This window comes from Fluctibacter halophilus, from assembly GCF_020687825.1.
GTDB lineage: Bacteria > Pseudomonadota > Gammaproteobacteria > Enterobacterales > Alteromonadaceae > Fluctibacter > Fluctibacter halophilus.
In genome coordinates this window covers 1,113,207-1,132,621 of the sequence record NZ_JAJEWP010000001.1, presented here as the reverse complement: position 1 = coordinate 1,132,621, position 19,415 = coordinate 1,113,207, and the positions used below count along the sequence as shown (strand labels likewise).

20 protein-coding genes and 1 pseudogene are annotated in these 19,415 nt (G+C 51.1%); 7 read left to right on the top strand and 14 right to left on the bottom strand.

Annotation, left to right across the window (positions count from 1 at the left end; translation table 11 throughout):
* The first annotated feature begins 165 nt into the window (after window positions 1–165).
* From LJ739_RS05260 to LJ739_RS05250, 3 genes are all read left to right on the top strand, one after another.
* The gene (locus tag LJ739_RS05260) at window positions 166–1,497 is read left to right on the top strand and encodes an anti-phage deoxyguanosine triphosphatase (RefSeq protein ID WP_229157746.1); all 1,332 of its coding nucleotides are present in this window, start codon (window positions 166–168) and stop codon (window positions 1,495–1,497) included.
* A gap of 72 nt (window positions 1,498–1,569) precedes the next feature.
* On the top strand, window positions 1,570–2,574 hold the full coding sequence (gene msrP / locus LJ739_RS05255; RefSeq protein ID WP_229157738.1) for a protein-methionine-sulfoxide reductase catalytic subunit MsrP: 1,005 nt from the start codon (window positions 1,570–1,572) through the stop codon (window positions 2,572–2,574).
* Window positions 2,575–2,576: 2 nt separating this feature from the next.
* On the top strand, window positions 2,577–3,194 hold the full coding sequence (locus tag LJ739_RS05250) for a protein-methionine-sulfoxide reductase heme-binding subunit MsrQ (RefSeq protein WP_229157736.1): 618 nt from the start codon (window positions 2,577–2,579) through the stop codon (window positions 3,192–3,194).
* On the opposite strand, the gene LJ739_RS19125 is transcribed toward LJ739_RS05250, so the two are convergent.
* Complete coding sequence (locus tag LJ739_RS19125) at window positions 3,191–4,912, bottom strand: PepSY domain-containing protein (RefSeq protein WP_324254898.1); 1,722 nt, start codon at window positions 4,910–4,912, stop codon at window positions 3,191–3,193. The two genes, LJ739_RS05250 and LJ739_RS19125, sit on opposite strands and share 4 nt — an antisense overlap.
* Window positions 4,913–5,108: 196 nt before the next feature.
* On the opposite strand from LJ739_RS19125, the gene LJ739_RS05240 reads away from it, so the two are divergent.
* The 4 genes and pseudogenes from LJ739_RS05240 to LJ739_RS19120 all read left to right on the top strand — a co-directional run bounded on the left by LJ739_RS05240 (window position 5,109) and on the right by LJ739_RS19120 (window position 8,913).
* On the top strand, window positions 5,109–5,477 hold the full coding sequence (locus tag LJ739_RS05240) for a hypothetical protein (RefSeq protein ID WP_229157732.1): 369 nt from the start codon (window positions 5,109–5,111) through the stop codon (window positions 5,475–5,477).
* A 73-nt stretch (window positions 5,478–5,550) separates the two neighbouring features.
* A pseudogene (locus LJ739_RS19180) lies at window positions 5,551–5,607 on the top strand (SEC-C metal-binding domain-containing protein); the annotation flags it as partial.
* A gap of 9 nt (window positions 5,608–5,616) precedes the next feature.
* A complete protein-coding gene (locus LJ739_RS05235; protein ID WP_229157730.1) occupies window positions 5,617–6,003 on the top strand; it encodes a YchJ family protein in 387 nt (128 codons plus the stop codon).
* 480 nt (window positions 6,004–6,483) lie between these two features.
* Window positions 6,484–8,913 (top strand): S8 family serine peptidase, encoded by a 2,430-nt coding sequence (locus LJ739_RS19120; protein WP_324254897.1) that lies wholly within the window; start codon window positions 6,484–6,486, stop codon window positions 8,911–8,913.
* Between the two features lie 51 nt (window positions 8,914–8,964).
* On the opposite strand, the gene LJ739_RS05215 is transcribed toward LJ739_RS19120, so the two are convergent.
* From LJ739_RS05215 to yceD, 13 genes are all read right to left on the bottom strand, one after another.
* A complete protein-coding gene (locus LJ739_RS05215) occupies window positions 8,965–9,738 on the bottom strand; it encodes a TatD family hydrolase (RefSeq protein WP_229157728.1) in 774 nt (257 codons plus the stop codon).
* Window positions 9,728–10,642, bottom strand: a complete 915-nt coding sequence (locus LJ739_RS05210; RefSeq protein WP_229157716.1) for an AAA family ATPase — start codon at window positions 10,640–10,642, stop codon at window positions 9,728–9,730. The genes LJ739_RS05215 and LJ739_RS05210 overlap by 11 nt, the downstream gene beginning before the upstream one ends.
* A complete protein-coding gene (gene tmk, locus LJ739_RS05205; RefSeq protein ID WP_229157714.1) occupies window positions 10,626–11,261 on the bottom strand; it encodes a dTMP kinase in 636 nt (211 codons plus the stop codon). The genes LJ739_RS05210 and tmk overlap by 17 nt, the downstream gene beginning before the upstream one ends.
* Window positions 11,262–12,263, bottom strand: coding sequence for an endolytic transglycosylase MltG (gene mltG / locus LJ739_RS05200; RefSeq protein ID WP_229157712.1), 1,002 nt, complete (start codon window positions 12,261–12,263; stop codon window positions 11,262–11,264). It abuts the gene before it with no gap.
* A complete protein-coding gene (gene pabC / locus LJ739_RS05195; RefSeq protein ID WP_229157709.1) occupies window positions 12,260–13,075 on the bottom strand; it encodes an aminodeoxychorismate lyase in 816 nt (271 codons plus the stop codon). The genes mltG and pabC overlap by 4 nt, the downstream gene beginning before the upstream one ends.
* Before the next feature lie 81 nt (window positions 13,076–13,156).
* Window positions 13,157–14,395, bottom strand: a complete 1,239-nt coding sequence (gene fabF, locus LJ739_RS05190) for a beta-ketoacyl-ACP synthase II (RefSeq protein WP_229157707.1) — start codon at window positions 14,393–14,395, stop codon at window positions 13,157–13,159.
* An 89-nt stretch (window positions 14,396–14,484) separates the two neighbouring features.
* A complete protein-coding gene (gene acpP / locus LJ739_RS05185; protein ID WP_012518211.1) occupies window positions 14,485–14,724 on the bottom strand; it encodes an acyl carrier protein in 240 nt (79 codons plus the stop codon).
* Between the two features lie 177 nt (window positions 14,725–14,901).
* Complete coding sequence (gene fabG, locus LJ739_RS05180) at window positions 14,902–15,639, bottom strand: 3-oxoacyl-ACP reductase FabG (RefSeq protein WP_229157704.1); 738 nt, start codon at window positions 15,637–15,639, stop codon at window positions 14,902–14,904.
* 20 nt (window positions 15,640–15,659) lie between these two features.
* Window positions 15,660–16,580 (bottom strand): ACP S-malonyltransferase, encoded by a 921-nt coding sequence (fabD, locus tag LJ739_RS05175; RefSeq protein WP_229157702.1) that lies wholly within the window; start codon window positions 16,578–16,580, stop codon window positions 15,660–15,662.
* A 35-nt stretch (window positions 16,581–16,615) separates the two neighbouring features.
* Window positions 16,616–17,575 carry a beta-ketoacyl-ACP synthase III gene (locus LJ739_RS05170; RefSeq protein WP_229157700.1) on the bottom strand — a complete coding sequence of 320 codons (960 nt, stop codon included), beginning with the start codon at window positions 17,573–17,575 and terminating at the stop codon, window positions 16,616–16,618.
* A 3-nt stretch (window positions 17,576–17,578) separates the two neighbouring features.
* A complete protein-coding gene (gene plsX / locus LJ739_RS05165) occupies window positions 17,579–18,610 on the bottom strand; it encodes a phosphate acyltransferase PlsX (RefSeq protein ID WP_229157698.1) in 1,032 nt (343 codons plus the stop codon).
* 9 nt (window positions 18,611–18,619) lie between these two features.
* A complete protein-coding gene (rpmF, locus tag LJ739_RS05160; protein ID WP_229157685.1) occupies window positions 18,620–18,790 on the bottom strand; it encodes a 50S ribosomal protein L32 in 171 nt (56 codons plus the stop codon).
* Window positions 18,791–18,799: 9 nt separating this feature from the next.
* Window positions 18,800–19,327 carry a 23S rRNA accumulation protein YceD gene (gene yceD / locus LJ739_RS05155; RefSeq protein WP_229157683.1) on the bottom strand — a complete coding sequence of 176 codons (528 nt, stop codon included), beginning with the start codon at window positions 19,325–19,327 and terminating at the stop codon, window positions 18,800–18,802.
* Window positions 19,328–19,415: the final 88 nt, after the last annotated feature.

The following is a 19,415-nucleotide window of genomic DNA, read 5'->3' as shown; positions in this document are numbered from 1 at the left end:
CGTCGTCAAGTTAATCACGCGGATGTCGTGAATAGGTACTCTGGCCCGCAGGCCCTCGCGACAGATCACTGGGCTTTTTCCCTTTGAGTACGTAGTATGTTGTAAATACAGCGGTTAATCGGGCGCATACGTGCCCTGAATGCACCTAAGGAGTATGGGGTTATTATGTGGACTGAACGTAAACTTGAGAGCCAGCCGCAACGGGAACGGGACCATCGTTCCCCCTATCAAAGGGATAAAGCCCGCATCCTACATTCTGCCGCATTCAGACGGCTGCAGTCCAAAACTCAGGTGCTGGGCGTGGGAATGAGTGACTTTTACCGCACCCGGTTGACCCACAGTCTTGAAGCCTCTCAAATCGGTCAAGGCATCGCCGCCCAACTGCGCATCAAATACCCGCAACAGGTTGAGCAACTGGCGCTGGATGATCAATTGATCGAAGCCCTGTGTCTGGCTCACGATATTGGTCATCCGCCCTATGGCCATGGTGGTGAAGTGGCATTAAATGCAATGATGAGCCGATACGGCGGCTTTGAAGGCAATGGTCAGACATTTCGCATCATCACCAAACTGGAACCCTACACCGAACAAGACGGTATGAACCTGACTCGCCGTACCTTGCTAGGACTGGTTAAGTACCCCAACTTTATTGATACTCTGTACAATGCCGAGTATCCGCCACACGCGCAGGCGGTCAGCGACCATCGACGGGTCAAAGCCAGTGATTGGCATCCACCGAAAGGACTTTATCGCTGCGATCAGGCGCTATTTGACTGGATGTTGGCTCCGCTGAGCAATGCTGACAAAGAGCAACTGATGTCGATCAAATTACTGCCTGGACGACATGCTAAAACCCGCTTCAAATCGTTTGATTGTTCGATCATGGAACTGGCAGATGACATCGCGTATGGCATCCATGATCTGGAAGACGCCATCGTTATGGGGATTATTCACCGCGATGCATTTATCCATGATGTGGTTGATGTATTGGCAAAAATTGATGGTTACACACCATTCATGCCGCTCACAGCCATGGCTGACGAACTGTTCCACGGTGCCCATCACAAGCGCAAGAACATCATCGGCGGCTTGGTTAACAGCTTTATTACCGCCATCGAGATTGTTCAGGTTGATGCTGATTTTGAAGCCCCCTTGTTGCAGTACAACGCGCAATTGCCCGACCCCCACGCCAAAGCCTTAACTGCTTTCAAACTGTTTGTGCTCAAGCATGTCATCCGAAAACCCGAAATTCAGGTATTGGAGTATAAAGGACAGCAGGTGGTGATGGCGCTGTTTGAAGCATTCAGTTCAGATCCCGAACGTTTATTGCCGCACAACACCCGCGAACGGTGGCACAAAGAGCAACAAAACGATAATGGCATGCGGGTCATTGCTGATTACATTGCGGGCATGACCGACGGCTTTGCCGCCCGTTTACACGCCAATCTGTTTGCCCCCAGGGCTGGGAGCCTGGGCGACAGTCAGGGGCAGATTTAACCGCTGACGCCCGGTTGAAAGTATTGCTCGTGTTCACCGTTCTATAGTGAACAGACAGCAGGAGAACATGACATGACCGGATATCGTCGTTCCTCATTCAGTTTGCCCGAACACATGGTGACGGATGAGAAGGTTTATCAATCGCGCCGCACATTGCTCAAACGCCTCGGCTATGTAGGCGCAAGCGGGCTGCTTGCACCTCGTACAAGCCTTGCCAGCGGCTGGTTCGATGACGAACCGGAAACAGCGTTCAAAACCGTTCCTCTTGACGCACAAGCCGCACCTGATGTTTCTACCAGTGAAACCCTGACGCCGGAACAGCGGGTGATCAGTCACAACAACTTCTATGAGTTCGGTACTGCGAAAAGCGATCCGAAAAACAATGCCCAGGGATTTAAGGTAGATCCCTGGACCCTGCAAATCGACGGTTTGGTTGAAGCGCCCTACAGCCTTGGTTATGAAGATCTGACCACGGCATTCCCGCTGCAAGAGCGAATCTACCGTTTACGTTGTGTTGAAGCCTGGTCAATGGTGATCCCCTGGATCGGATTTGAACTGAACGCCCTACTCAAGAAAGCTAAGCCTATGAGCAGTGCTCGCTATGTGGCATTCGAAACCTTGTATGACCCCGAACAAATGCCCGGACAAGCAAGTCGCTTTGTCGGCGGCGGCATCGATTATCCGTACGTCGAGGGTTTGCGCATCGACGAAGCAATGCACCCCTTAACCATCCTGTCTGTCGGCTTGTACGGAAAGACCCTGCCAGCACAGAATGGTGCACCCATCCGGTTGGTGGTGCCCTGGAAGTACGGTTTCAAAAGCATAAAATCCATTGTCCGGATCCGGCTCACCGACACCCAACCGCCTACCACATGGAACCGGTTGGCGCCTCAGGAATATGGCTTCTATGCCAATGTGAATCCGGCGGTTGATCACCCCCGCTGGAGCCAGGCCAGTGAGCGGCGGATTACCAGTGGGGGGTTGTTGGCCCGCAACCGCATCGACACCCTACCCTTTAACGGTTACAGCGAGGTTGCCTCCCTGTACAAGGGCATGGATCTGCGAAGATATTATTAAGCATGGCTAGCATCCGTATAACGCAGACACAGGCTCGCTGGTTGAGGGTGATTGTGCATATGCTGGCAGCCGTATGGCTTTGCTGGGTGTACTATCATGCCATTGCAACCACACGTTATTCTGATCCGGTCGAAGAAGTCCTGCATTTCACCGGCACGGGGGCAATTAACCTGTTACTGCTGAGCCTTACCATTTCACCGCTCATTCGCAGGTTTCGCTTAAGTCCCTTGTTTGCGTTACGTCGCCCCCTTGGATTGTGGGCACTGGCCTATGGGCTGACCCATGTTGTCAGTTTTATACTGTTTGAATTGCAACTGGACTGGCAGCAATTACTTGACGCACTGATCTCACGGCCCTACATCATTGTGGGCTTTATCGCACTGTTGCTGCTAAGCGCGATGGGGGTGACCTCAACCCGCGGCTGGCAACGGCGTCTCGGTCCTCGCTGGCAGCGATTACATAACAGTGTTTACGTTGCCGCGCCGCTGGTATTGCTGCACTACTTGTGGTCGCTGAAAACCATCGGGCTGGAGCCGCTACTGTACTGTTGTGCTTTGTTGTTACTGATGTTGCTAAGACGCCAACAATGGCAACGATGGTGGCGCCGCGCTATGCCTTAATGGTCTGCTTCTTTGCTCGGCCACACTCGGATTTCGGTGACTTCACTGGGCCAATGCTGGCAGCATAAACGTATGCCTTTTTGCAATGCAGTCTCGCTCAGGTGCACTCGTTCATTGGCGCTGATTGACACAGCATCTTCAGTTTGAAACCGACACTGTCCACATGTACCACCACCGCCACAGGCTGAAGGCACAGCGATACCACGGCTCATCAGACCATCAAACAGCGAATGACGGGCAACAAGTTTAATCGCTGTGCTGTCTGCAGAATGACCCGTGCTGACATCAATTCGATAACGGCGACCCGACATAACGCCTTTACCGAGCCGTAGTCGCAATACACCCATCATTGACCACAGTCCGGTAAGACTCAGCAACAACGTCACGACAGCGAAGGTTATGATCAGCGGATGATGAAAATCCATCGGTCCGCGATAGTCCATAAAATGCAGGCGCATCATCCAGTCTTTTAAGGAAGAAAGCCTGTCCGTGAACGAAATCACATTGCCGGATACGGCATCAACGACGACCCGCGTCCGTGCCTCGTCATTGAACTGGGTTACCCATACAGCATTCTGATAGCCTGGCACGGTGTCCAGTGGCGGTTGCTCAAACCAGGTTACATGAGCCTTTCCTTGGCCCTCGTATGCTCTATTGGCGATTGTCGTTGCGAACGCAGAGGTGATTTCAATTGGCAACCCTGTCGCAGCATCAAGCAGTGCTGCATCCCGGGGTTGATTGGCATGTACGGGGACTGTGCGTTGGACGTAAAGGTAGGGTTTGCCCAGCAATTGCTTAAACTCAATCTGTTGTGCCGATGACAGTTCGAGCGCAGCCCACGGGATGTCCGGCCACGTTGATTCACTGAGATTAATCGGTGAGTGCGCCCTGTCGCGGGAAGGGTTATGCTCCAGCGATGCCATCAGACTCAATGTCAAACCACTGCCCAGCCATAACAACAACTGAACCGACACAACAATCCCCAGCACTGTGTGAAACTTACTCAATCGGGGACGTACACGATAAGGCTTACTGGTAGTTCGCTTGTAAGCCAACCATATCCCCGCAACAACGGCGACAAAAAACACACCGGCGACCCCCTGCAGCAGCCCATTACCGATGTTTTCGCCATCGTCGTAATCCATGATATGCAGCCGCCACAACAGATCAAACAGCCGCCAGATTGCGTGCCGCACGGTAACGACTTCGCCACTGTATTGATTTATATAGAGGGTTGGTTGTGACCAATGCTCAAATTCTACTGCCCAAACCGGCAGATGTCGGATTGACAGTTCCGAGGGTGCTTGCTGCGGATCGTTAATTTGTTTAACTGCGCGCACTGGATAGGGGGCGTGAAACGCCTGTTTGGCAATTTCTTCGGCGGTGGTTTCAGACACCACTGCAACAGGTTTTCCCGTTTCAGCATCAAGCACACGGGTCACATTCTGTTCATCAACGAACCGAAAAACCTTGGTGTCATTGATCACGTCGAGACGTAACTGCTGCGCAGAGGGATAGTCTGACAACAATCGATCAACGGGATAAGCGGGTGGCGTTTCGATCGTAGCAGGTTGAACATTAATAAGGTGTTCACCGTGTACGGTATGAATGTCAAAACTGACCATGTACAACCCGGACAGTGCCCACAGAACACATTGAATACCGGCCAGCATCATCAGCCATCGATGGGCTTTTCTTATTATTCTAATTCGAGTCACTTTTTACACACAAACTAACTGAGTTATGCCACAGGTAACACAGAAAGCCATACCAATACAATGGTTTAACCTGCTGTTCCTGCTAAGGAAATAATCCATAAAGACGGTCGTATAAAAAAACACAAAAAGACTTGCATGTTTATTTATACAGTACTACTGTATGTTCATACACTGTATAGAAAAACAAGGGTTTGCTATGAATGTCGTTACCAACACCAACACGGTACTGCCTGGCGTTTCCGCGTTATCCTTTCAGGACACTTCAGGATTGATGCCATTGTTTAACCGCGATCCCCGTCGCTGGACCTATCTCATCAGCAATCATGCTGTTATCGGTTCAATGTCTGCACCACTCATACAGTTGCCAAAACCAGACACAGCAACCCTGCAGGAATGGCTGGAGAAATTAATTTGTAGCGGCAATGTTCACACGATTGTGGTCGATAATGGTAAATTTTCAGCTTTGTTTAAACAGCAACTGGAATTCTTGTGCCGACGTTTCGATGTTGTCATCGTTGATATTCAACATCGGCCGCGAGAAGTTGCCCGTCTGCGTCCGGCCTGATACTGAGTACGTTTTTATCTGTTAGCAGCAATGGTATTATTACGTCACCACGATTTAAACGGTAAATGTTCTAGTGCCCCTTGCCTGCCCTTGTTGTTCTGGCGACACCTATGCCAATTGCTGCGAGCCGTACCACACTATGACTGGGAATCCGGTTATTCCCCTGCAGCTGATGCGCGCCCGTTATTGTGCCTATGCGATGAACAACGTCGAATATGTATTGGCCACCTACACATCAGACGTGCGTAAAACATTAAATCTGGACGCATTGCGTCAGGATGAGATCCGTTGGGTTAAGCTCGAGATCCTGGATCATGGTGAAGCGCATGTGGAGTTTGTCGCTTACTCCGTTGAAGACGGGCAATGTTATCGACTGCATGAGCGTTCCCGGTTTGTCATCGAAGATCGACAATGGCGCTATGCTGATGGCCACATTTTGTCTGATTCCGGTCCGTTTCAATGGGATCGGAATGCACAGTGTTGGTGTGGAAGCGGTAAAAAGTTTAAAAAGTGCTGCCGAACATAGTTCTGAATAACCGCCACTTTAACAAATCATTAACCTACTGATCGTTTTTTTACCACACCCTGATCGATATATAGCCAACAATGGCAAAATCAGGTGTTTTTTTACATCATATGAAATCTAATTGAAAAAAATGTTTCATTTTATTGCAAATTTGGGTTGCATTTTAGCCAACAGGTCGGTAATTATACTTACCAGTTCATTTCCGCAACGGAACTGAATGAGGTTGTTGTAACCCGATCCTGCCACCAAGGCGGATCCGTTAAGGAAGACGCTACAACTACACGGATGCCAATCTCCCCCATTTGAGAAATACCGGAACGTCGGACACCTTTGTGTCTGCGTGTGGTGTGCTATTGCGTTTTGAAAAACAGGAGGTGCTAGAACAAAGACCGGCTCTACATTAACGATAAAAACAACCCAGTCCTCTGCAGTGAAAAAATAAAAGCTATAAGCAGACGGACGGCAACAATAGGAAAGAAAATGAAACTAACCAAAAAACTCGCCTTAAGTGGTGCGGCTATTGCTGTGCTTACAGGCCTGTCAGCCAATGCTTCACCCGTCTTGAAGTCCGTTCCACACAACACTAAAGACGCAGACGCGCCTTTGTCGTTCGGAGAATGGCGAGATCAACAACGTCACCAGCGCTATGCCGATGTAACCGACCAGATTGTTGTTACCTTTGCCAGCGAAAAAGCTGCCAAAGCAGCGCTGGGTATGTTACCCGCCAGTATGGCAAAAGCCGGTGAAATGAATGTCATGGGCGAATTGTCTCGTCAGGCAGGTGTTACGTTAAAAGCACGTAAAGGCCTGGATGGTAACCGCGTCGTTATGGGTCTTGGCAACGAAATGGATCTGAAAGCGGTAAAAATGCTGACGGCCAAGCTTGCCAAGCATAAAGGCGTAAAAGGTGCAGAAGCCGATCCTCGCCGTTATCCCATGGCGGAAATGCAACCTTGGGGAATTGGTGCAGTACAAGGCGATTTGGTGTCAGATAATGAAGCTGGCAACATGAACGTTTGTATCATTGATTCAGGTTATGACATCTCTAACCCGGATCTTGCTAACAACCAGGTGAGCGGTACCAACGATAGCGGAACGGGTAGTTGGTCAACTCCGGGTGGTTCTCACGGAACCCATGTCGCCGGTACAATTGCGGCGGTTAACAATACCCAGGGCGTCGTCGGCGTATTGCCAAATCAAAACGTAAATCTACACATCATTAAAGTGTTTAATGAAAGTGGCTGGGCCTACAGTACCGATCTGGTTGGTGCAATTCAAAAATGTCAGAACGCAGGCAGCAATGTGGTCAATATGTCGCTGGGTGGCGCGAGTTCTTCGACGTCAGAGCGCAACAGCCTGCAAGGTTTTTATGACGACGGTATGTTGTTAATTGCCGCTGCAGGTAACGACGGTGACAACACGCACAGCTACCCTGCTTCTTATGACTCTGTCATTTCAGTTGCAGCGGTTGATGAGTCAGGCAAGCATGCCGAGTTTTCCCAGTACACCAGCCAGGTAGAACTGTCCGGTCCGGGTGAAGCTATTCTGTCTACCGTTGGTGTTGGCGATGGTCGCCAAGGCTATATCACCTTTAATGGTTCAACCACCGGTGATGATCGGGTATTGCCACAAAGCCGTTATGTACCCAGTGGTAGCAGCTATGCCATTAGTAATGTCAATGGTACCGTGTCTGGCGTATTGGCCGCGTGTAGTCGCTCGGGAAGCAGCTACTCGTGTGGCGACATGTCAGGCAAAATTTGTGTTGCGGAACGTCATGCCAATCAGTCAGGCAGTTCCTATCCAGAGGTAGACCCGGCAGAAGCGTGCGCCAATGCAGGTGCTTCCGGCGTAGTGGTTTACAGCAACACCGAACGCCCGGGTTTACAGAACCCATTCCTGGTCGACGCTAACCAAGCGGTTGATGTTCCCACCGTATCTGTTAACCGCACACTGGGCCAATCCCTGGTCGCTGCAGCGGGTACCAATGCGACATTGCAGGTTGCTGCCAATACTGATTATGCCTATTACAACGGCACATCAATGGCGACACCACACGTTTCTGGCGTAGCCGCTTTGGCATGGAGTAAAAACCCAACCTGTACCGCCCAGGAAGTGCGCGCAGCATTGGCAGCTACGGCCGATGATCTCGACACGGCCGGTCGCGACAACCGTACTGGCTACGGTATGGTGCAAACACAGGCTGCGTCTAATTACATGGCCAGCAACTGTGCAGGCACTGGTGGCGGTGGTGGTACCGGTGGCGGTACTGAAACCCTGGCCAACAACGTGGCCGAAACCGGCTTGTCTGGTGCGAAGGACGCAGCACTGAACTACGTCATGAATGTACCGGCAAATGCAACGGATCTGAGCTTTACCATGTCCGGTGGTACCGGTGACGCAGACATGTATGTGCGTTTTGGCAGTGAGCCAACCACAACGACCTATGATTGCCGTCCCTACGAGACGGGCAACAACGAAGTCTGTAACTTCGCAACACCTTCTGAAGGAACCTACTATGTGAAAGTATTGGGTTACTCTGCCTTTTCCGGTGTTGAGCTGGTGGGTAGCTACACCGAAGGCAGCACAGGTGGCGGAACCGGTGGTCAAGGAGCAACCGCCGAAGTGACTGATATCTCGGCCTCACGCAACAACTGGAACCACTATACCTGGGATGTTCCAGCAGGCATGTCGCAGCTGAGTGTTGTGATCACGGGTGGTACCGGTGATGCGGACCTTTACGTACGTTTCGGTAGCCAGCCTACGACCAGCAGCTACGACTGCCGTCCCTACGAATCGGGTAATGAAGAGGTCTGTACTTTCACCAATCCTCAGGCGGGCACCTGGCATTTCGGTGTTCGCGCCTACCAAACCTACTCTGGTGTAACCTTGCAAGCGTCATATCAACCCTAAAGGGTGAAGTGACAAAGTGCGAATAAAAAACCGGGCAATTGCCCGGTTTTTTTATGCCTTGCCCGCGAGCGAAAATAAACGGTAAAAGTTGTCTGTTGTTGCGCTAGCCAGCGCATCCAGAGTGACACCTTTGAGATCAGCAACGTACTCAGCCACTTCCCTGACATAACCGGGTTGGTTTTGCTTACCACGGTAGGGAACAGGCGCAAGCCAGGGAGAGTCGGTTTCTACCAGTAAGCGATCCAATGGCACATGACGCACCACATCGCGCAATTGGTCAGCTGAGTGGAATGTCACAATCCCGGATATGGAAATGTACATGCCAAGATCCATCGCCTGGGTGGCCATGTCCAAATCTTCGGTAAAACAATGCAGCACACCCTGCGTGTTATCTGCTTTATGTGCCTTAAGCAATGAAAGCGTGTCCTGTTTGGCTTCTCGGGTATGTATGATCAGCGGTTTAGACAGCGTATTGGCCACGTCAATGTGGTCAACAAAGGAGGTAAGCTGAACGGATTTGGTATTGGCGCTATAGTGATAATCGAGTCCGGTTTCGCCAATGGCAACCACACGCGGATGGCGGGCGGCTTCCAGAAGTGTTTGTTTGTCACAGGCTTCATCCTGATGCAGTGGATGCACCCCACAGGACATTGACACATCATCAAACCGGGCAACCCGATCATGCATGGCAGTAAAACTGTCCACCGATACAGCAACGCACAAGAAGTGCTCGACGCCGCGCTGTCTGGCAAATGCAATGGTTTGCGCCAAGGTTTCGTCGTCCATATCAAGACGGTCCAGATGACAATGTGAATCAACCAGCAAGGTTATCCTCCTTCAATAGTGCGTGTAATGGGCCCTCTGCTAACGCGATCAGCAGACCTTGCAACAGCAGCCCTTTGTTTGTACCCGATTGCCTGATCCGCTCTATCGCCTGTGTACATTGGCGATAAAACGTGAGCAATGTCTCATCCGAAGCAGATGTGTTGAGTCCATCAACCACCATACGTTGTATCCAGTGCACCATCCGCTCGGCGTCCTCCTGCCAGGACTCAGCCACAGCCATCGCACTGAGTTGTCGTGCTTGCAGTTGCCTAAGATCATTGAACAGATCGGCTGGAAAGCGTTGCTTGTCCCGATCAGCAGCCAATACGGCCAGTGGCGAGTCGTTAAAAAATCGCAACGTCGCTGCATCACAAGACACCCCTTGCTGAGCCAGAAACGCCAGCGCTTGCTCACTGCTTGGCAACGTCACGGTAAATCGCTCGCAACGGGACAGGATGGTCGCCGGCAGCCGTTGTGGTGCACTGCACAGCAATAATAAATAGGTTTTCGAGGTGGGTTCTTCGAGTGTTTTCAACAGCGCATTGGCCGCTGATTCGGTCATGGTATCGGCATCAACAATGGTCAGCACTTTGTTGCCCGATAACTGTGCTGTTCCTGACAGTTTATTGATGGCATCGCGGATCGCATCTACCCCAATCTGTTTTTCCGACTCAATGGTATGCGCATCGGGATGCGATTGAGCGGAAAATAACTGACACCCCTGACAGGCTCCACAAGGACCGTTACCGTCAGGTCGCTGACACAACAATACACCGCTCAGGGCCTGCGCCAGTGCACGTTTACCGGTTTGGGGGCCACCACAGATCAATAAACCGTGATGCAGCGTCTGCTGAACTGCGCGGCTTGCCAACTGAGCCAGAGCGTCTTCAAGCCAGGGGTACATGGTTATCCATGAAGCTATTGATGTGCTGTTCAACGTCACGATGGACCCTTTCCATCGGTTGCATACTGTCGATCACCACAGCATTCGGGTCGGCTTCTGCCAACGCCAGGTAACGGGCCCGGGTGCGCTCAAAAAACGACAGTTTCTCGAGTTCAATTCTGTCCAGCGCCCCTCGTGTCGCTGCGCGCTGTAACCCTTTGGCAGGATCGACATCAAGGTACAAGGTCAAATCAGCGCAAAAGCCTTTAAGGGTGATTGTTCTAAGCGGTTCGATGATCGCATCCGGGATCTCTCTCCCACCCCCCTGGTAAGCCAATGAAGACCAGTCATGGCGATCGCCGATAACCCAGCTTCCACGCGCCAGGGCGGGCCAAACGACATTGTTGAGTAGCTGGGCTCGCGCGGCATACATCAACATCAACTCCGTCTCTACGGCAACGTCCTCTTGCCAGGGATGCTTGACACATTCCCGGATAGCTTCGGCCATTGGTGTACCACCGGGTTCCCGTGTGGTGACAACGTCAATACCGCGCGCACTGATCAGCGCTTTTATGCACGCAATTGCACTGCTTTTTCCGGCACCTTCCAGCCCTTCGATGACGATAAATTTGCCTTTCATTTACTGCCCTTGCTTTAACTGATATCGCCGCACTGCCGCATTATGTTGCTCCAGTGTGTCTGAAAACACGTGACTGCCGTCCCCTTTTGCAACGAAATACACCGCTGAGGTTTGTTGTGGATGCATAACCGCATCAATGGCTGCTTTGCTCGGCATCGCGATGGGTGTCGGTGGCAATCCACGGATCACATACGTATTGTACGGGGTTTTCTCGCGTAAATCGCGGCGGCGTATATTACCGTCAAACCGCTCCCCCATGCCATAAATAACGGTCGGGTCTGTCTGCAGGCGCATATTCTGGCGCAATCGGTTGGTAAACACGCCCGCAATCAAAGGGCGTTCACTGGCCAGCCCGGTTTCCTTTTCAACAATGGACGCCAGGATCAACGCCTGGTAAGGGGTCTCCAAAGGCAGGTCAACGTCTCGCTGCGCCCAGGCATCGTGCAAATAGGCGTGCATCGCTTGATAAGCCCTGTGTACAACGTTTTCAACAGACGTACCGTGGGTGACGTGATAAGTGTCAGGCATTAACCATCCTTCCAGATGCTGACCAGGAAGCCCGGGATCGAGACGGGCAACCCATTCCTGCATCGACAGTTCTGACGCTTTTAAATGGGGGTGTTGATTCAACTGGGTTATCCACTCTTGCCAACGCAACCCCTCTACCAGTGACACGTCAAACTGCTTTTCCTGCCCGTTATGGATCATTAGCAGGGCTTCACGAACCGTCATTTGCGGTGTCAATTCATAGGTCCCGGTTTGAACATGAGACAAGTCCGGGTGAACCTTGAGCAGTATACGGTACGGTAAGTGTTGTTGAATAAACCCCTGCGACCTCAGCCGCTGCAGAATACGATGTGCCGAGTCGCCTTGTTGCACGGTGAACAATTCCGGTTTGTTAACGGCCATGGGCTTTTCCCATTGTTCAGACACCCACCAGGCACCAGCGGCAACAATCACCAATCCAATCGTGAATAAACCGAAAATAAGCCGTCTGATCATCCGTTACTTCTCCATGGCACCGCGACTGACAGCGAATCAAGTTCAAAAACCTTTGCGCCTGCGTGTAACTGGACAACCGGTACTGCAATCATCAGACAGTTTGTCAGAAACAGCGCTTTCGCATTGCTCAGCGAATCCAAACTCAGCGGTTGTTGCTCGATACAGATACCATTGGCGGCCGCTAGTGCGATTAAATGGTTACGCATAACCCCTTCGACGCCGCATTCTGACAACAAAGGCGTTTTCCAGACACCGTTGCTGTCACAAACCAGCACATTGGCTGCGGATGCCTCGATAACCTTGTTGTGTTGATCACACACCAATACATCATCGAATGTCGTCGTGCTTAGGTGTTGCTTTATCAGCACTTGCTCCAACCGATTGAGGTGCTTCAACCCGGCAAGGAGTGGCTGATGCCCCAACGTAACCGCACTGATACCGACACCTATACCCTGGGCTCGCCACACCTCGTAGTGCGCAGGGCTGGGATGGGTTGAAATGATTGCCTGAGGTTCCTTCGCACCCGCTGGATCATACCCCCGTCCCCCGCTCCCGCGGGTGACCACGACCTTTAACACGCCCTCACCTAACGCGTCAGCTTGTTGGTTCATGGCCAGGACTAAGGGCTGCCAATCGACAAAACCAATCCCAAGGCGTTCACAGCCCCTCTTGAGGCGTTGTAAATGATCCGCTAACAGCTCAATTTCACCCCCCATGACACGGGCAGTGGTGAAATGACCATCGCCAAAGTGCAACCCCCTGTCGAGTGCCCAGGCATTTTGTGTTGAGGTTGCCAACTGTATGTTGCTCATTCGGACCTGCATGTAAAAAATAAAAAAAGCCTATCATTCAGCATGATAGGCTTTTCTATGCGTCGAAAAAAGCCACTGGGGTTAAATTCGTTTAAACACCAGGCTTCCGTTAGTGCCACCGAACCCGAAAGAATTGCAAATGGCAATGTCTTGTTCGAACCCTTTGGCCTTATTCGGCACAAAATCCAAGTCACAGCCCTCACCGGGTTCATCCAGGTTAATGGTTGGCGGTGCGATGCGATCCCGCAAGGCAAGAACAGTGAATATTGCCTCCACAGAACCCGCGGCCCCCAACAGGTGACCTGTCATGGATTTGGTGGAACTGACCAACAGATTATCGGCATGCTGACCAAAGATTGCACGTATTGCATTGACTTCGGCAATGTCTCCGGCCGGCGTCGAGGTGCCATGTGCGTTGATATAGCCAACCTCTTCAAGGGCAATACCAGCATCATTGATGGCGTTTTGCATCGCCGCTGCTGCGCCCTGACCATCAGCCGGCGGTGATGTCATGTGGTAGGCGTCACCGCTCATACCAAAACCAACCAATTCGGCATAAATATGCGCGCCACGGGCTTTCGCGTGCTCGTATTCTTCAAGCATCACCACACCCGCACCTTCGCCCATGACAAATCCGTCACGATCTTTATCCCATGGACGACTGGCTTGTTGAGGGGCATCGTTACGACTACTGAGCGCACGGGCGGCGGCAAAGCCTCCCAAACCCAGCGGCGTGATTGATGATTCTGCACCACCTGCCAGCATGGCATCAGCATCGCCATAAGCAATCGTTCGTGCTGCCACACCAATGTTGTGCACACCTGTTGTACAGGCTGTGACGATATTCAGGTTAGGACCTTTAAGCCCTTCCATGATCGACAGAAACCCGGAAATCATATTGGTAATGGTCGCCGGCACGAAAAAAGGCGAAATCTTGCGTGGGCCGCTTTCCATCAATTTTTTGTGGTTTTCTTCAATTAACCCCAAACCACCGATACCCGAGCCGATGGAAACACCCACACGGCTGGCATTTTGCTCAGTGATTTGCAAACCGGAATCGGCCAATGCCTGTTTGCCGGTAGCGATACCAAACTGGATAAACTTATCCATCTTTTTGGTTTCTTTTTTGGGGATGTATGCCTCGACATCAAAGTTTTTCACTTCACCGGCAAACCGGGTAGAAAACTCACTGGCGTCGATGGTGGTAATTGGACCTATGCCACTGTTACCTTGCAGGATGTTATCCCAGGTGGAAGTAACATCATTGCCCAGTGGCGAAAGCATGCCAAGACCGGTTACTACAACGCGACGTTTGGACACAATGGCCTCCGCATCAAACACATTAAAGGATTATGGGACAGGTAAAGGAAAACGGCCCTCTGAACAGAGAGCCGTTTTGAAGAAATGTATTACGCGTCTTTGTTCGCGTTAATGTAGTCGATCGCAGACTGAACGGTAGTGATTTTCTCCGCTTCTTCGTCTGGGATTTCTGTGTCGAATTCTTCTTCCAGAGCCATTACCAGTTCAACGGTGTCCAGTGAATCGGCGCCCAAATCATCGACAAATGACGCTTCGGCTTTTACTTCTTCTTCTTTAACGCCCAGTTGCTCGACGATGATCTTTTTTACGCGTTCTTCGATGTTACTCATTTTCTAGTTTTCCCTATAAGTCGCTAGAGGTAAATTTGCGAGTAGTCTATTCAGCTTAATTCAAGCATGCAAGTAGCGTTGCCATGTTTTTTTCTGGTCAAACCACCCGATTAAAAAAGTCTAATCAACTCCATTTTTACATTCAAGCACAAACCGTAACCTGATGTGAAAATGCAATTAATTCATATACATACCACCATTTACATGGAGTGTTTCGCCGGTGATATAAGCAGCACTTTCACTGGCTAAAAAGGCCACCGAAGCAGCAATCTCTTCCGGGCGCCCTAAGCGGTTGGCCGGTACGTCTTTAAAGATGGCGGCTTTTTGTTCATCTGACAAGACCTGTGTCATATCAGTATCAATAAAACCTGGGGCTACTACATTCACCGTAATGCCTCGGGAAGCCACTTCCCGAGCCATGGATTTGCTGAACCCGATGACACCGGCTTTTGCCGCGGCATAGTTCGCCTGACCCGCATTTCCGGCACAGCCAACAACCGAGCCAACACTGATAATGCGACCCTGACGTTTCTTCATCATGCCGCGTAAAACCGCTTTAGACAATTTAAAAATTGCCGTCAGGTTTGTGGCGATGATGGCATCCCACTCTTCATCCTTCATCCGCATCAGCAAGTTGTCCCGTGTGATACCGGCGTTATTCACCAGAATATCCACATCACCGAACTGTTCTTTTACCGCATCCATCAGCGCGTCAATCGCACCGGGTTCAGTGACATTCAGCGCCATGCCTTTGCCGTTTTCGCCAAGATATTCTGAGATGTTGTCTGCGCCATTTTGTGTCGTCGCAGTACCGATCACGGTTGCGCCCTGCTTAACCAGGGTTTCAGCGATTGCACGTCCGATGCCACGACTAGCGCCGGTGACCAGGGCAATTTTCCCTTCCAGTGTAAACATACGTTTATGTACCTTTTTTGTTATACCAGATCTGCCGGTGTATTGATGGCTTTCGCCGCTACACCTTTATCAATTCGTTTTGCCAGGCCCGTTAACACTTTGCCCGGACCCACTTCCCAGCATTCCGTTACGCCACTGGCAACCAGTGCCTGTACCGTTTCGGTCCAGCGAACCGGACTGTACAACTGTCGGACCAGCGCATCTTTTATCGCCGCAGGCTCATCAGGTTTTGCCACGTCGACATTGTTGATCACCGGGATGACAGGTTGATTAAAGGTGGTTTTGTCCAGCAATGCTGCAAGTTGTTCAGCAGCAGGCTTCATTAATGCACAATGGGACGGCACACTGACTGACAAAGGTAGCGCGCGCTTCGCACCGGCGTCTTTGCAAGCCACGCCTGCAGCCTCGACGGCCTCTTTCTGGCCAGCAATGACGACCTGTCCCGGCGAATTGTAGTTCACTGGCGCAACGACCTCACCAGTATCATTACTGATACGGGCACAAACGTCACCCACCACATTGTCATCCAGGCCAATGATGGCATACATTGCACCACTGCCCGCTGGCACGGCGGATTGCATAAACTGACCACGGGCTTCAACCAGTTTGATACCGTCTTCAAAAGATAAAACACCAGCACACACCAAGGCAGAGTATTCACCCAGGCTGTGTCCTGCCAGTACTGCCGGTTTTTGTGCCCCGCTTTGTTCGAGTACACGCCACACGGCAACACTGGCTGCCAACAATGCGGGTTGGGTGATTTGAGTTTGATTCAGCTTGCCTTCTGCATCGCTTTGGACCAATTGCCACAAATCGTAGCCCAGTACTGAAGATGCCTCGGCGAAGGTTTGTTCTACAATGGGAAATTGTGCCGCAAACTCTGCCAGCATACCCACAGATTGTGATCCCTGTCCTGGGAACACATATGCCAATTCACTCATGTTGTTTCCTGTCTTTTCTTATTGGGATGTTAGGATCAGTAACGCACCAGGGCTGATGCCCAGGCAAAACCACCGCCAAACGCTTCGAGCAACAGATGTTGCCCGCGCTTGATACGTCCATCACGAATGGCAGTATCTAACGCAGTTGGTACGGTGGCCGCGGAGGTATTGCCGTACTGTTCGAGGGTCAGTACGACCTGATCCAGCGACATGTCCAGTTTTTTGGCGGTCGCTTTAATGATGCGGAAATTGGCCTGATGGGGAACCAACCAGTCAAGATCCGATTTTTGCATGTTATTGGCAGCCAGGGTCTGTTCTACCACTTCACTGAGTTTTGTCACAGCGACCTTGAACACTTCATTTCCGCGCATGACACCCCAGTTTTCATGAACAGACTGCTCATTACCCCGCTCCGGATTGCCAACATACAACAGGTCGCCATATGAGCCGGCAGCGTGAATATGGGTAGACAGAATGCCGGGTTCTTCACTGGCTTCAATGATCACCGCACCGGCAGCATCTCCAAACAAGATCACCATGGTGCGATCATTGGGGTCGATCAGACGTGACAGGCAGTCGGTGCCTATCACCAGAATGCGTTTCGCCATACCCGACTTAATATACTGATCAGCCACACTCAGGGCATAACAAAAGCCGGCACACGCCGCGGCAACGTCAAACGCCGGGATGCCATCAATATCCAGTTCTTTTTGAATTTCACAGGCGGTGCTGGGCAGTGAGTAGCGACCACTGGTGGTTGCACACACGATCATGTCCAGCTCTGATTTATCAATGCCGGCGGCTTCCAACGCTTTTAGGCTTGCCTGGGTACCCATGGTTGCTGCGGTCTCATCCTTGCCGATGATGCGACGCTCTTTGATACCAGTACGATCCGTGATCCACTCATCAGACGTATCAACCATGGTTTCGAGATCTGCATTGCTGCGAATTTCTTCGGGATAGTAGCTACCAGTGCCTATAATTTTTGAATACATGCGTTAGGGGCGCTCCATTAAAACGGCTTCAATTTTATCTTTTATTTTGGTTGGAACCTGCCGTTCCACTTCCTGCATGGCTTCTCGTATTGCATACAAGAAAGCGTCACTTTTGGCGTTTCCATGGCTCTTCACCACAATTCCGCGCAATCCTATCAGACTCGCCCCGTTGTACTGGTCGGGGTTCACACGTGAATAGATTTTTCGCAGCAGTGGTAGCGCTATTTTTGCCATGATGCGGGTAAAGATATTTTGCTCAGACACCCGCTTCACTTCGTTGATCACCAGTTTGCCGAGTCCTTCACAAGATTTCAGCGCGATATTCCCCACAAAACCGTCGGTGACGACAACATCGGCAGCGTCGGTGAAAATATCATTGCCTTCTACATAACCAATATAGTTGATACCCGGCGTTTCACTGAGCAAATGAGCGGTCGCTTTGACCACATCGTTACCTTTAATTTGCTCTTCGCCCACATTCAGCAACGCCACCCGCGGCGCCGTGATGCCCGATACCTGCTCTGCCTGCACCGCGCCCATCACCGCATACTGAAACAGAGTCTGAGAATCACAGTTCACATTGGCGCCCAAATCGAGCAGATACACTTTTTTATGGCTGGCAGTGGGCAACGAGGAAATCAGTGCCGGGCGATCGATACCTGGAAGCGTTTTTAACACGTAGTAAGACATGGCCAGCAGTGCACCAGTATTACCGGCACTGACGCAAGCATCTGCCTGGCCCTGCTCGACCAATTCCAGCATACGTCGCATGCTACTGTGCTTTTTATTGCGTAATGCGGAGGTCGGCAGCTCATCCATACCAACGGACTGTTCAGTGTGAATGATTTCGACCCGCTGACGTTCAGCGTCGGTCAGACTTTCCAGCTGGGGTAAAATAACGGATTCGTCACCGCACAGTAGCAGTGTCAGATGGGGATATTGGCGAATAGCCCGCAGAGACGCGGGAAGCGTAACAAGGGGGCCGTGATCGCCCCCCATGATATCTAACGCGATGGTTAGATGACGCGAAGTCATACTGCTGTCTTAGTCAGCGATGACTTTCTTGCCTTTGTAGTAACCGTCAGCAGTCACGTGATGACGACGGTGCGTCTCACCTGATGTTGAATCTACAGACAAAGTCGCACCAGTCAAAGCATCGTGCGCACGGCGCATGCCACGCTTTGAACGTGTTTTACGATTCTGTTGTACAGCCATTACTTACTCCTAGTCTCGCTTAAGTTCTTTCAAAACCGCGAAAGGGTTTGGTCGTTCTACGTCCGGTTCGACATCACCGTATTGCATATCATCTTGGCCAATCTTGCAATCCTTCTCTGCATGAAGGGCGACAATAGGCAGCGATAATAGCAATTCATCCTCAAAGAGCTGGATGATATCGATTTCTCCGTGGTCATTGACCTCAACCGGGTCGTAGCCGTCCGGTAATTCATCGATTTCATTCTGATCCGTTCCCTGCACTGGACTGAAACAGAACTCCACGTGAATCTGATGAGCAAAAGGCTCGCTACATCGTTGACAGATGAGTGATACAGACGTTGATAACGTACCCTGGAAGAAGTTCAGACCCTGCGCGTCTTTATCGAACCTCACTGCCACGGCAATGGTGTCATCAATGTCAGCAACCGCTTCAGTTAACCTGATCATATCCTTGGCCATCAGCACACCCTGATAATCAGAGCGTTTCATGGCACTTTTGAACGGATCGAGCTGCTTAGGCAGTTTCACTTTCTGCATAGGGCGCGCATAATATAGATTGACGGGTCAAGAGTCAAAGAAAATGTTTGCCATGGTGCAATAAACTTCCCTACCCTGTACGCCGTAT

What these genes read in the sequence shown, in the direction of transcription:
- LJ739_RS05260 (WP_229157746.1), top strand. Translation starts at nt 166, where the DNA reads ATGTGGACTGAACGTAAACTTGAGAGCCAGCCGCAACGGGAACGGGAC.
- msrP (WP_229157738.1), top strand. Translation starts at nt 1,570, where the DNA reads ATGACCGGATATCGTCGTTCCTCATTCAGTTTGCCCGAACACATGGTG.
- LJ739_RS05250 (WP_229157736.1), top strand. Translation starts at nt 2,577, where the DNA reads ATGGCTAGCATCCGTATAACGCAGACACAGGCTCGCTGGTTGAGGGTG.
- LJ739_RS05240 (WP_229157732.1), top strand. Translation starts at nt 5,109, where the DNA reads ATGAATGTCGTTACCAACACCAACACGGTACTGCCTGGCGTTTCCGCG.
- LJ739_RS05235 (WP_229157730.1), top strand. Translation starts at nt 5,617, where the DNA reads ATGACTGGGAATCCGGTTATTCCCCTGCAGCTGATGCGCGCCCGTTAT.
- LJ739_RS19120 (WP_324254897.1), top strand. Translation starts at nt 6,484, where the DNA reads ATGAAACTAACCAAAAAACTCGCCTTAAGTGGTGCGGCTATTGCTGTG.
- LJ739_RS05210 (WP_229157716.1), bottom strand. Translation starts at nt 10,642, where the DNA reads ATGTACCCCTGGCTTGAAGACGCTCTGGCTCAGTTGGCAAGCCGCGCA.
- tmk (WP_229157714.1), bottom strand. Translation starts at nt 11,261, where the DNA reads ATGAAAGGCAAATTTATCGTCATCGAAGGGCTGGAAGGTGCCGGAAAA.
- mltG (WP_229157712.1), bottom strand. Translation starts at nt 12,263, where the DNA reads ATGATCAGACGGCTTATTTTCGGTTTATTCACGATTGGATTGGTGATT.
- pabC (WP_229157709.1), bottom strand. Translation starts at nt 13,075, where the DNA reads ATGAGCAACATACAGTTGGCAACCTCAACACAAAATGCCTGGGCACTC.
- acpP (WP_012518211.1), bottom strand. Translation starts at nt 14,724, where the DNA reads ATGAGTAACATCGAAGAACGCGTAAAAAAGATCATCGTCGAGCAACTG.
- fabG (WP_229157704.1), bottom strand. Translation starts at nt 15,639, where the DNA reads ATGTTTACACTGGAAGGGAAAATTGCCCTGGTCACCGGCGCTAGTCGT.
- fabD (WP_229157702.1), bottom strand. Translation starts at nt 16,580, where the DNA reads ATGAGTGAATTGGCATATGTGTTCCCAGGACAGGGATCACAATCTGTG.
- LJ739_RS05170 (WP_229157700.1), bottom strand. Translation starts at nt 17,575, where the DNA reads ATGTATTCAAAAATTATAGGCACTGGTAGCTACTATCCCGAAGAAATT.
- plsX (WP_229157698.1), bottom strand. Translation starts at nt 18,610, where the DNA reads ATGACTTCGCGTCATCTAACCATCGCGTTAGATATCATGGGGGGCGAT.
- rpmF (WP_229157685.1), bottom strand. Translation starts at nt 18,790, where the DNA reads ATGGCTGTACAACAGAATCGTAAAACACGTTCAAAGCGTGGCATGCGC.
- yceD (WP_229157683.1), bottom strand. Translation starts at nt 19,327, where the DNA reads ATGCAGAAAGTGAAACTGCCTAAGCAGCTCGATCCGTTCAAAAGTGCC.